15 protein-coding genes are annotated in these 12,446 nt (G+C 30.8%); 11 read left to right on the top strand and 4 right to left on the bottom strand.

Features of this window, described 5'->3' with window-relative positions; translation table 11 throughout:
* Positions 1-55 precede the first annotated feature (55 nt).
* Together LQ682_RS10050 and LQ682_RS10045 are read right to left on the bottom strand one after the other, a co-directional pair.
* Complete coding sequence (locus LQ682_RS10050; protein WP_016999028.1) at positions 56-355, bottom strand: hypothetical protein; 300 nt, start codon at positions 353-355, stop codon at positions 56-58.
* Between the two features lie 161 nt (positions 356-516).
* Positions 517-882 (bottom strand): PH domain-containing protein, encoded by a 366-nt coding sequence (locus LQ682_RS10045; RefSeq protein WP_064204901.1) that lies wholly within the window; start codon positions 880-882, stop codon positions 517-519.
* Between the two features lie 133 nt (positions 883-1,015).
* Between LQ682_RS10045 and LQ682_RS10040 the strand changes: the two genes are divergently transcribed.
* The 4 genes from LQ682_RS10040 (at position 1,016) to LQ682_RS10025 (ending at position 3,364) form a co-directional block, all read left to right on the top strand.
* Positions 1,016-1,219: a DUF1128 family protein gene (locus LQ682_RS10040; protein ID WP_016999026.1), complete on the top strand. Its 204-nt coding sequence runs from the start codon at positions 1,016-1,018 to the stop codon at positions 1,217-1,219.
* A gap of 18 nt (positions 1,220-1,237) precedes the next feature.
* Entirely contained in the window at positions 1,238-2,467 is a 1,230-nt protein-coding gene (locus LQ682_RS10035; protein WP_239724206.1) for an aminopeptidase, read from the top strand.
* Between the two features lie 80 nt (positions 2,468-2,547).
* Positions 2,548-2,727: a hypothetical protein gene (locus LQ682_RS10030; RefSeq protein ID WP_016999024.1), complete on the top strand. Its 180-nt coding sequence runs from the start codon at positions 2,548-2,550 to the stop codon at positions 2,725-2,727.
* Positions 2,728-2,851: 124 nt separating this feature from the next.
* A complete protein-coding gene (locus LQ682_RS10025) occupies positions 2,852-3,364 on the top strand; it encodes an acyl-CoA thioesterase (protein ID WP_064204904.1) in 513 nt (170 codons plus the stop codon).
* A gap of 270 nt (positions 3,365-3,634) precedes the next feature.
* On the opposite strand, the gene yfkAB is transcribed toward LQ682_RS10025, so the two are convergent.
* Positions 3,635-4,774, bottom strand: a complete 1,140-nt coding sequence (yfkAB, locus tag LQ682_RS10020) for a radical SAM/CxCxxxxC motif protein YfkAB (protein WP_103269091.1) — start codon at positions 4,772-4,774, stop codon at positions 3,635-3,637.
* A gap of 273 nt (positions 4,775-5,047) precedes the next feature.
* Between yfkAB and LQ682_RS10015 the strand changes: the two genes are divergently transcribed.
* Together LQ682_RS10015 and LQ682_RS10010 are read left to right on the top strand one after the other, a co-directional pair.
* A complete protein-coding gene (locus LQ682_RS10015) occupies positions 5,048-5,209 on the top strand; it encodes an SE1561 family protein (protein ID WP_017001206.1) in 162 nt (53 codons plus the stop codon).
* 102 nt (positions 5,210-5,311) lie between these two features.
* On the top strand, positions 5,312-5,827 hold the full coding sequence (locus LQ682_RS10010; protein ID WP_064204906.1) for a type 1 glutamine amidotransferase domain-containing protein: 516 nt from the start codon (positions 5,312-5,314) through the stop codon (positions 5,825-5,827).
* 299 nt (positions 5,828-6,126) lie between these two features.
* Here LQ682_RS10010 and LQ682_RS10005 read toward each other — a convergent pair whose 3' ends face one another.
* Positions 6,127-7,860: a pyruvate oxidase gene (locus LQ682_RS10005; protein ID WP_103269092.1), complete on the bottom strand. Its 1,734-nt coding sequence runs from the start codon at positions 7,858-7,860 to the stop codon at positions 6,127-6,129.
* Positions 7,861-8,031: 171 nt separating this feature from the next.
* Here LQ682_RS10005 and LQ682_RS10000 point away from each other — a divergent pair, with 171 nt between their 5' ends.
* The 5 genes from LQ682_RS10000 to LQ682_RS09980 all read left to right on the top strand — a co-directional run bounded on the left by LQ682_RS10000 (position 8,032) and on the right by LQ682_RS09980 (position 12,387).
* Positions 8,032-8,850: a glycosyltransferase gene (locus LQ682_RS10000; protein ID WP_147641003.1), complete on the top strand. Its 819-nt coding sequence runs from the start codon at positions 8,032-8,034 to the stop codon at positions 8,848-8,850.
* Between the two features lie 83 nt (positions 8,851-8,933).
* Positions 8,934-9,737 carry a recombination regulator RecX gene (gene recX, locus LQ682_RS09995; RefSeq protein WP_017000485.1) on the top strand — a complete coding sequence of 268 codons (804 nt, stop codon included), beginning with the start codon at positions 8,934-8,936 and terminating at the stop codon, positions 9,735-9,737.
* Positions 9,730-10,047, top strand: coding sequence for a YfhH family protein (locus LQ682_RS09990; protein ID WP_017000486.1), 318 nt, complete (start codon positions 9,730-9,732; stop codon positions 10,045-10,047). Before recX ends, LQ682_RS09990 begins: the two co-directional genes overlap by 8 nt.
* 12 nt (positions 10,048-10,059) lie before the next feature.
* Positions 10,060-11,607, top strand: coding sequence for an ABC transporter ATP-binding protein (locus LQ682_RS09985; RefSeq protein WP_064211574.1), 1,548 nt, complete (start codon positions 10,060-10,062; stop codon positions 11,605-11,607).
* Between the two features lie 9 nt (positions 11,608-11,616).
* On the top strand, positions 11,617-12,387 hold the full coding sequence (locus tag LQ682_RS09980; RefSeq protein WP_017000488.1) for an ABC transporter permease: 771 nt from the start codon (positions 11,617-11,619) through the stop codon (positions 12,385-12,387).
* The last annotated feature ends 59 nt before the right edge of the window (positions 12,388-12,446 follow it).

Raw genomic sequence — 12,446 nt, 5'->3', positions numbered from 1 at the left:
TATATTTAATGTTAAAAAAGACTAGGTCGCTTAAAGAAGCCTAGTCTTTTAAAATTTATGAATGATTTGGACCTGAGATTTGTCTGTTATTTTTCTTCTCAATGAATGTGTCTTTCGCATCCATAATAGATTGTTCTAACTCTGGGTTTTTACGACGAATTTCTTCTATTACATCTTTCCAATATAAAACTTCGTCTTTAATTTGATCGAATTTAGAAGGCTCTCTAGAAGTGTTACCTTCTTTAATATTTTGTACTTGATTTGATAATGATTGACGTGTGTTTTTATCTGCTAATGCAATTGCTGCACCGATAGCGCCACCAATCAAAATTGCAGGAACTAATTTGTTTTGCATAATGTTTTCCCCTTTCAATATATTAATCTAAATAAATATCTTCGACCTACATATCATATCATATAAATGCATAAAATTTGTTTACATAGGCATCATTTATTATTTAAAATTTAACTAATTACATTCATTCCCATTAATGTGATATTGTAAACACAAATAATCTACAATAAAGCGTTTGATAGTAACTTTTCGAATGGCATAATATCAAGATTTTTTCCGATTTTAATTTTAAATTGGCCAGCTTTAGTCCACAAGGTTATTTCTCCGTTTAAGTCTAAAAATTTACCTGCGTTTTCTGTAGACCACATTAAAACTATACTGTATGGTATGGAATAAGTTTCGATTTTTTTGCCACTTATACCTTGTAAATCACGAATTATAATGCGTTTATTAGTAAAGACTGCCGTATCTCTAAATGTTTTGAAAGCACTATAAGCTTCTTCACCATTAGCGAGATATTGATTAATTTCATTTGGAATGTCTATTTTTTCAAATAGTGTCCATGAAAGTATCTCTTGAACTGCCATCTTATATCACTCCTATTAAATTACTTGATTTTATTGTATATAATCTTAATATATATTGTAAAGTTAATGTATAGTTTCACTATTTTAATTATATGTACTTTTTGCTAAACTTATTCTGAAAGGATGATAACAAATGACAGAAACAATTGAACAAATGGTAGATGATCTAAAAGAAAAATTACGTCTAGTAAACACGAGTGTGTTAAATAAAGACGCAATTCCAGAAGAAAAGAAAGAGGAATTAAAAGATATTCATACTATGGTTATGTCTAGAAAAAACATTTCAGCAAGTGAGATGAGTGCAATTACTCAAGCATTAGGTGAATTAAGAAAATAGCAGAGGGTGGTTATCAATATGGGATATGAGAAAGACTTACAAAAGTATGCAGAATTATTAGTCAAAGTCGGTTTGAATGTACAAAAAGGGGAACCTGTCTATATTCAAGCATCTATTGAATCAAGTTCATTCGTTCACTTGTTAGTTGAAGAAGCTTATAAAGTTGGCGCAGAAGACGTACAAGTTAAATATAAAGATGATCGATTACAACAATTGAAATATAAATATGAACCAGAAGAATTCTTTAGTGAAATTAAACAATATGTAGTCGATGAAAGATTAGATTACTTAGATAGAAAAGCAGCTTTCTTATCGCTTATATCTTCAAGTCCTGATAGCCTAAAATATGCTGATCCGAAGAAAATTAATAAAGCTATGGCAGCAAGTGGTAAAGCATTTAAAGATTATATGGTAGCTATTCAAAGTGATAAAGTAAGCTGGTGCGTTGCTGCTTATCCTTCTGTTGGATGGGCAAAAATGATGTACCCAGATTTAGATGATCAAGAAGCGTTTGATAAACTATTAGAAACAATATTAAAAACAGTACGTGTTGACCAAGAAGATCCGGTTAAAGCTTGGGAAGAGCATGATAAGACATTACATGAGAAGGCTGAATACTTAAATAATAAAAAGTATAAAGCGTTGCATTATAAATCTGAAGGCACAGATTTAACAATTGAATTACCGAAACTTCAATATTGGAGCGGTGCTAGTTCAGTAAACTCTAAAGGTAATTCATTTGTTGCTAATATGCCAACTGAAGAAGTATTTACTGCACCGCATAAAAATGGTGTAAATGGAACTGTTAAAAACACTTTACCATTGAGCCATTCCGGTAATATCATCGATGATTTCACGATTACTTTTAAAGACGGAGAAGTTGTTGATTATAAAGCTGGTGTAGGTGAAGAAATATTAAAAGGTATTTTAGAAACAGATGAAGGTGCTAAAAGATTAGGTGAAGTAGCACTTGTGCCAGTAGATTCACCGATATCTAACATGAATGCTTTATTCTATAATACATTATTTGATGAAAATGCCTCATGCCACATTGCTCTTGGTTCAGCTTATGCATTCTGTATTGAAGCTGGTAAAAATATGACAGAAGAAGAACTAGCTGAAAATGGCTTAAATGACTCTATGACACATGTTGACTTTATGATAGGTAGTAAAGATTTATCAATCGATGGTATTTTAGAAAATGGTGAGAGAGAACCAGTCTTTAGAGATGGTAACTGGGCATTTTAAAACATAGCCAATTGCTAAAACATCATGTATAATAAAGATAAATAAAATTGTAAAGTTTGTTATTCTAAGGAGGGGTTATCATGAGTACACCTATGGAATGGGCAGTAATGATTGCTTTTGTTTTCTCTATCTTTACATTCGGTGGAGCGATCATGTTATATTTATCGAAAACATTCGATGGCAAAGAATCAGTACGTATTGATACAGCAGAAGAAGCACTAGAAAAGAAAGTTTTCGATGACGAAGAACATTATCATTAATCAATTTTAATGAGGCTGAGACATTATTTATGTCTCAGCCTAAAATATTATATAGGTAGTAGAGAACTGTATTAAATATATCAAGATTTTTAAATTACATAGTTTTTAATAGGGGGATGTAATAATGAAAGAAAGTAAAGGCATGACAGAATCAAGAAGCGTTAAATCTATTCAGATTTTTCCTGAAGATACAAATCATCATAATACTATGTTCGGTGGTAAATTAATTGCAGAAATCGATGAAATAGCTGCTATTGCAGCGATGAGACATAGTGGAAATTCAGTAGTTACAGCATCTATTGATTCTGTAGATTTTATTCAACCGATTAGAACTGGAGAAGTACTTTCTTTAGTTTCATTCGTTACATATGCTGGCACTTCTTCTATGGAAATTTGCGTGAAAGTTGTCAGTGAAGATAATATTAACCAAAATAAACACTTAGCTGCATATAGCTTTTTAACATTTGTTGCACTAGACGAAAATGGTAAAAAAGTTAAAGTACCAGCTATTTATCCAGAAACAGAAGATGAAAAGTGGTTTTACGAAACAGCTAAAGATCGTGTGAATTTAAGACACGAAAGAAGAGACGAAAGCAAGAGAACGTTAGAATTTATGTCGACAAAACTATATATTTAATAAAGTTAGGCTTGGTCATAAATGTCCTGAAAATCCAAAAACAGTAGAAATTCAATTTTAATATTGAATTTCTACTGTTTTTTCTTATATTTATTGCAAATCATGTAAAAATCTTTCTTTTAACTATGTTGTAATGAAAAATCAGAGATGAGGATTTTATGTAAGAAGTATATGGAATGCAAAATGCGGTTCGATAAATAAAAAATATCGAACCGCAAATGTAAAATACGGTCCGATAAATCTAAAACAAGCTAGGATTAGGAAATCTTTTTATAAGTGATTCATTCTATGCTCATTTGCTTTAAAGTCTACATCTTTATAATACATATCTTTTACAAGTAAGTTAGGACCTAAACATTTAACTTTTGGACAATGACAATTTAAAGACTTTGCTAGTGACGAATTTATCCATGTTTGGTAAACATCTTCTAATTTATCTTGTTTAATATTTGCGATTGATCCAGTTTCATCACCGAAATCTGTAACGATAACATCTCCAGAAAATACACTAACATTCAATCTACTTCGACCATCAGGGTCATTTCGTAAAGTGACATTTTCAGCTTGATTTAAACGATTTAATAAGTGCTGATCCGATTCATTTAAGAAGCATGGGTAAAATGGTAATGTGCCAAATAACATCCAAGTATCTTTATCTCTAAAGTCTAAAATATCATGTATAGTTTCCTTCATTTCATCTAATGTCATGATGTTTAACTGACTAGCAAAATCTGATGGGTACATCGGGTGTATTTCATGTCGGCTACATTTCATATCATGTACAATCTCATTATGAATCTTTTTCAAATAAGGTTTAGTGTTACGGTTTAACATTGTTTCAGCTGATACAAACATGCCTTGTTCTGACAAAGTAGCTGAGTTTTGAATCATTTGTTCGTAAAGTTTATAGCGTGCCTTTAAAGGTGGTTTCTTGTCCATTACGTGGAAGCCGACTTCACTGAATTCATCAATCGTACCCCAGTTGTGAGAAATATGCATCACATCTATGTATTCAGCAATTTCTAAATAACGATCTAAAGGCAGTGTTAAGTTAGAATTCATCTGAGTATAAATACCTCTATCATATGCATATTTTAAAAGAGGTACCACTGTTTCTCTAATAGACTTTTTACTAAACATTGGCTCTCCACCAGTAATAGAGATTGTTTTTAGATGAGGAACTTCGTCTAATCTTTTTAAAATTAAATCCATCGGTAAAGTGTCAGGGTCTCTCAATTGTAAAGTGTAGCCAACTGCACAATGCGCACATCTCATATTACATAAAGTCGTAGTTGTAAATTCAATATTACTTAGTTGAAGTGAGCCATGTTCATCTATGTCATTATAAGCTTCCCAAGGGTCGTTATTAATTGTTATTTTTTTCTTCTTTAAACCACTATGTATTGCCATTTATAAAATCCTTTCATCTTGAATGATACCTGTTTAATATCATTCATTTTATAGCACTATCGTTAACTTTGAATAAAATAAACTTTTGTTTACTCTCTCGATTTTTTATTTTCCATCTCTTCAAGCTTTTTGTCAAATGCTTATTTCGCTCTGTGATGGGCCTTTAGTTTTGGTTATTTATGTAGGAATGAATGCCAATACTGGATTATCATTGTTTTTATACTTGTAATCATTCATAATAATATTATTAAAAACATTAAAAGGAGTATCAATATGACCCAAAAGACGTCTTTGACTGATATTAAACAAAGATTATATGATTTTTTAGATGAAATTGAAGCAATGAATCCAGAAGATATGGAAGTTTCTGATGTGGATGAATGGATTGCATTATTAGATGAATTAGAGAAAAAAGTTCAAGCTATGCAAGACTAATACGGTGTCTTCCTATCATAAAATAAACTTGAAATAAGTTTATAATTTCAGATATGTGGTATACAGAGAGTAGACACATTATGAAAGGAAGAGATTGATATTATGAGTAAGAAAGTAGCAGCAGTTGTAACTGACTTATTTGAAGACGTTGAATTAACAAGCCCACAAAAAGCATTAACAGATGCAGGACACGAAGTTGTTGTTGTAGGTGAAGAAAAAGGTAAAGAAATCACTGGTAAAAAAGGCGAAAAAGTTAAAGTAGACGTTGGTATAGATGAAGCAAATGCAGCAGACTATGATGCAGTCTTGATTCCTGGTGGCTTTTCTCCTGATTTATTACGTGGAGATGAAAAAGGACGTTTTGGAGAATTCGTAAAACATTTCGTACAAGAAGAGAAACCTTCATTCGCAATTTGTCATGGACCTCAATTATTAATTGATACTGATTTATTAAATGGTAGAACTTTAACAAGTTTCTTATCAGTTCGTAAAGATTTACAAAATGCAGGTGCAAAAGTCGTTGACGAATCTGTAGTCGTTGACAATGGCATCGTCACAAGTCGTACACCAGATGACTTAGAAGACTTTAACCGTGAATCACTTGCATTGCTTCAATAAATGCTTTAATTGCCACTCACCATTACGGTGGGTGGTTTTTTTATATGGTAAATCTTAAATAGAAAATTAAGAGTCTAACGTGCAAGAAAGTATAAACAAGCCCGTCCAGTCAACTACTGCCAATATAACCAAAGGTATATGACATTGGGTCAAAGACTCATACCTTAAGCATGCACAAATAAAATCGAAGATTATATAAAAATAGCATCTCATTTCTAACTGAATAAATCAGTGAAATGAGATGCTATTTATTTTGAGTTAGGATTTATGTCCTTAGCTCGTCTAATTAGACTATTAATTTAGAAGAATCTTCTAATTAATGTTTTTAATGGTGGCATTTTTTCTAATCTGTTTTCTTCTAACGCTGTTCTAATTTCGAATTTCGCATAGCCTCGTGCTTCATCCCAAACGATTTTTCCTGGTAGTGGGGCAGCATCTGGATCTACTCTTACATTAACGATTACTGGTTTATCTGCTCGTTTTGCTTTTTCTAATGTTGGTGCAATATCTTCTACATCTGAAACGTTATAACCGATACCACCACAATTATCAGCAAATCTAGCGAAGTCTATATCTCCTAAATCGATAGCGTATTCTAATTCACCAGCTGCCTGTTGTTCATATTTAATGAAGGAAAGCTCTTGGTTATTTAATACGACAACAATGATTGGTAATTTATATAGTACGGCTGTTACAAAGTCATGCATAACCATAGATAAACCACCGTCACCGGTAATTGCGATTGCTTGTTTATCAGGATTTGCTATTTTACTAGCGATTGCTCCTGGTAAAGCACAGCCCATTGTACCTAACCATGATGAAGTAATAAATTGATTATTATGGTCTAGCTGTAAATAACGTGTACTCCAAACTGTGGAAGTGCCAACATCTACTGAATAAACAGTATCTTTGGTAGCTATTTTTTCAATTTCTGCCATTAATCTTTCAGGTCTAATTGGCATGCTATCGTCTGTTCTATCTTCTTCAAGCCATTTATTCCATGTTCTCATGTTTTCTTGACATGCTTTAAGGAATTTACGGTCATTTACTTTTTTAGCTTCTTTAGTTAATGAATCTAGTACATTTTTAGTATCGCCAACTAAACCAACATCTACATTAAAACGATTGCCAATAACTGATGGTTTAATGTCGATTTGAATACATGGTATATCTTTATCAGGTAAATAATCTACATAAGGATAGTTAGTACCGACTAAAATTAATAAGTCTGCGTCTTTAGTAGCTTCGAAAGCTGGTTTTGTACCAATTTTACCTAAATTACCCATGAAATTAGGGTGTTTATCAGGGATGATACCTTTTGCTGGTAATGTGATTACACCCGGCGCATCAATGTGATCGATGAAATCGAGTAGTTCATCTTTTGCATCTTTAGCTCCAACACCCGTTAATACAACAGGTTTTTCACTATTATTAATTAATTCAGCTGCTTTTCGAACTTCACTTTCTTCAGCATATTTAACTGAATTTTGAAATTCATAAGTTTCTCTTGGAACTTTATCTTCTATTTTTCCACTTAATATATCACTTGGAATTGTAAGTACAGCAACACCTTTTTTAGCGTATGCTGTTTTAATTGCTTCGTTAACTGTTTCGTGGATGTTTTCCGCTGATTCAATTTGTTTATTATAAACGGCAACATCTTCGAATAATGCTGGTAAATCAACCTCTTGGAAAAATTTTGTTCCCAATTTGTCTGAGTCTGTTTGACCAGCTAATACAAGCATAGGCACGTTGTCCATTTTGGCATCATACATACCATTTAATAGATGGATTGCTCCTGGTCCGCCTATACTTAGAGCTACTGCTATTTTTCCAGTTAGCTTAGCATAACTACTAGCGGAAAGTGCAGCGACTTCTTCATGTCTCACATGATAAAATTTAATCGCTTCTTCTTCTGTTTTAAGAGCATCAACAACTTTATCTATTGAATCACCAGGTATTCCATACACATGGTCAATCTGCCAATTTTTTAAAACTTGTACAAGTGCTGCATTTGCTTTTATTTTTGCCATTCATTATTCCTCCTTGTTTGCATATACTAATATATATACCCAAATACGCTAAAAGTAATACGTAAAAGTAAGTCTCCGGACTGATTTTCTTGTTTTTAAGTAAAAACCAGTGTTTAAAATACTTATTACAAGATATAATAATAAAAGAAATACGAATGAGGGAGCGCAAAGATGGGGCTATTTAAAAATAAGAAAAATGATATTTCTCAAACAAATTCTGAAGAAGAAGTTCAATATAGAAGATATCAACACTACTATCAAGAACCTATACAACCTAGAAAAAGAAAAAAAGTGTCCAAATTATTTGGATTTTTAGCTATATTAATCATAGTTGTTATCGCGTTCTATATCGCAGTTATGTATATGTGGTCAAGAACATCGGACGTAGATGAATTAACAAAAATAGAAGATAAACCATCTTATGTTCAAGTTGAAGATATGCCTGATTATACGAAAAATGCATTCGTTGCCGTAGAAGATAAACGGTACTATGATCATGAGGGTATAGACTTAAGAGGTGTATCAAGAGCTTTAGTAGTATCATTAAAAAATGGTGAATTGACACAAGGTGGTAGTACGATAACACAACAAGTCGTTAAAAATTATTTTTATACGAACGAAACTCAAATGACGCGTAAAGTAAAAGAAATGTTTGTAGCTAAGCGAGTAGAAGATACTTATGATAAAAATGATATACTAAGTTTTTATGTTAATAATATATATTTCGGAGGAAACAATTATACTATAGAAGAAGCGGCTAATTATTATTTTGGCGCTACAGTAGATAAAAATAATCCTTATTTACCACAAGTTACAGTATTACAAAGTGCAATTTTAGCAAGCGTAGTTAATGCGCCATCAAATTTCGATATTAATAACATTAGTGATAGTTATGTAACAAGGATTAAATCAACATTAGAGAAAATGAAACAACAAAAATATATTACAGATAGTCAATATACACAAGCTATAAATGAATTAAACCAATAACAAAGCACACTGGGTTAAGTGATTAAACTTTTAAACTCAGTGTGTTTTATTGTATTCTATATATAAATGTGGAGGGATTCAATTTGCTGAAAATCACTAAATTAGAAGTACAAAAGAAAAACAAAGAACGGCTAAATTTATTTATTAACAACGAATTTGAGATGGGTATTGATCAAGCTACTTATATATATTTTAATTTAAGAAAAGATATGGAAGTTACGAAAGAACAACTTCAAAAAATTAAAGACTATGATCAATATAGACAAGCTTTAAATCAAGCAATTATATATCTATCCCATAAAAAAAGAACGGAACTAGAAGTAGAACAATATTTAACGGACAAAGAGTACAGTTACGATTTAGTTAAAGATGTAATTGATTACTGTAAAAACAATCGCTATATTAATCACGAAGATTATATTGAAAGTTTGAAAAATACAATTTTAAAAACAACTGATAAAGGTCCAGATCATTTTGAAAGAGTAGCTAAAGAAAAAGGACTATCAAATGATTTAATATTAAAATATAAATCAAAATTTGAAGAAGAAATGTCTGATGATAGAATTATAAATATTGCAAATAAAATTATGAGTAAAAAGAAACAGCCACCAAATAGGTTAAAACAATCTATCGTACAAACGCTACAACAAAGAGGATATGCTTTTTCGCTTATTAACGAGCATTTAACAGATTTAAATATAGAACCAACTTCTGACGATGTTGAAAATATTTTGATGAAAGATTTAGAAAAGGTATATAATAAATATCAAAAGAAATATAATGGATATGAACTAAAAACTCATGTCGTTCAAGCATTAGCGAGAAAAGGCTATACATTTGATATGATTAATGACAAATTAAGAGAAAGTGGTATTGTAGATGAGTGAAGATAAAAAATTTGTAGAAATGACAGAATACGAATTAAACACAGTAATAGCGGATTATAGAGAAAAAATGAGAAAAGCTGAAGCGATGGGTATTCTAAATGAATACGAAGTTTATAAAAGAAAAGCTTTAATTGCAGAAGCTTATCTTGTTGATACATCTAAGATAGAAACAGGAAAGGTTTATGGACTAATAGGTGAGACGCGCAGTTACTTTAAAGTTGAAAGAATTAATGGTGTGTTTGCGTGGGGCTTTAGATTAAAAGGTTCAAAAATTGAGGAAGGCATTCCAGTTAGTCTTCTACAACTATAATGGTGGTGCAGTATGACACAGCAAATATTAGTAAGAGTTGTTAATGCAACAAAATATTATTACAAAACTAAAAAACAGAATAAAATTATATCTTTGTTCAAATTAAATCGTTTAGATAGAGAAATTATTTTGAAGAATGTGACGGTACATCTATATCGTGGTGAAGTACTTGGCATAATAGGCGATGATGAATCAGGTAAAGAATTAATCAGCAGATTAATGACAAAGGAAATATCGCCCAACATAGGTAAAGTAACCAATAACGAACAAACATTTCTTGCTGATGTTTCGCATAAAGAAAATGATTTTCAAACTTTAAATGAATTGATTATAAGAACGCTAAGTTTATCAAAGGTTAGTGCTAAAAACATATCTAAGTTACAAGATGAGATTTTAGATTTTGCAGAGCTAAAAGATAAAGGTACTTCTACATGCCAAGAAATTACCCAAAGTGAGTATGCTCAATTACTTATTGGTATTAGTAATTATATGAAACCTACTGTAGCGATTTTTACAAATATCATTCAATATTTAAATGAATCATTTCAACAAAAATTTCATGATTTTTTAACAGAACAGAAAGAAAATGATAGAGCTGCAGTATTGATAGATGATCATGTTCATTCTATAGAGAAAATGAGCAACTATTTAATTTGGTTAACATACGGTCAAGTTAGAAAAGAAGGTACAGTGAAAGAAGTTTTAAATCACTATAGAGATTATTATAAAAAGTATAATCAACTTTATGACAAAGAACAAAAGTCGTTATATGATTTGAAATGGAGAATATCACAGCAAGAGTTACCAGTTGCACAAGGTGAAGGTTATAAAAGAATGCGCAAATATCAATACGGTAAAATACCTAAATCTATAGAAAAAATGTTATTTTACGGTACGACTTTTCTTATTGGCGCATCGTTAGCAGCATTATTCATGTTCTTGGATGTAGGAAATTTAAGTTCTAATAAAGAAGATACAACTAAACAAGTTATTGCTACGAACAGTAAGCCTGAATACATAGACAAATCAGCATATATATTATCGTTAAAAAAAGATACAGAAGTACAATCATCATCTAAAGATAAAAATTATAAACTTCCTCAATATAGTTTCCTAGATGTCACTGGTGAAAATGAATCTAAATACAGACTAGAAATAGACAGTCAAGCTTATACAACAAATAAAAATAATTTATACTTCTTTAATCCAGCAGGCTTATACGAAGAAAAAAATTGGTCTGAATTAGAAGATTATGTGGATGATAATTATTTAAATTATATTGATTTTTATAATAGTTTTATGCATAAAAGCCATAAACAAGTATCTGAGACTATCAGACCAGAAAATGAAAATAGGTTTAATGAGCAAATGGAAGGTCAAAAAGTCCATATGATTTTTGACAGCGATAATAAATTAATTGGCTTTACATTTGATATTAAAAATAAAGAAAAACTCATCAAAAAATATAATATTTCTAGTGATAATTGGGTCGTTAAATCAAGAGACGGGTATATGGTAGCAGACTTGAAAGCAAACAAATGGATCTTTATTCGATTATAGGAGGTTAATATGAACGAATTATTTGAACAACACATCAAGCATTTTCCACATATGATCAAATATTGCTTCTTTGAAGTTCGTTATCATTACAAGTACTATTTATCAGCGTTTGGTATAATGTTATTATTGCTTATTTTAACATTTGGACAACTGTTGATACGAGATACAATAGATATACAACGATCAACTTCATTCTTTAGACTTGTAGGATTTTTTGCTTATATATGGATATTTTTATCGTTATTTCACGCTGAGAAAACTGTAAGAAAGCAAGGGGCACTATACAATAGGTTATCAGTTCCTTATTATGTTGGGACATCTGCCCAAGTATTTTTAGCAATGTTAATGTTTCTTATAATTATTACAATTACAGGTATGGTATCTACAAACATGTCTGAAATAATAGATATTAATCATTTAGGTTTTTTCTATTATTTAGTAATGGCATATATTTTACTTGTTCCATTAGCATCCATCATTGGTTTGCTAGGAAAATATTTCTATAAAACGAGATTTATTGTATTTGGTTTATTAATCATATTATTATTCATCGTGCCAGTTTTATATGTCCCGAATAATATGTATGCTGTTTGGGTAAATGTACTCAAGTTAAATCCATTATTTTATATTATTAATGGTTTCCAACAGACAATGATTTTAGGGAATGCTTCTGTAACCAATTTACCTTATCACATATTATTTTATTTTGAATTAGGTATTGTGTATTTAGCTTGGATAAATGTTAATAGAGCAGATAAAGTAAAATATTTTAAAGATTAAACTGAAGAAAAACCCCCTTTCAAAGTATGCAACTTAAACGTTGAAAACTTTGAAAGGGG

The organism is Mammaliicoccus sp. A-M4 (genome assembly GCF_022386955.1).
Classification (GTDB): domain Bacteria; phylum Bacillota; class Bacilli; order Staphylococcales; family Staphylococcaceae; genus Mammaliicoccus; species Mammaliicoccus lentus.
This window is presented reverse-complemented; position numbering and strand designations above follow the sequence as displayed.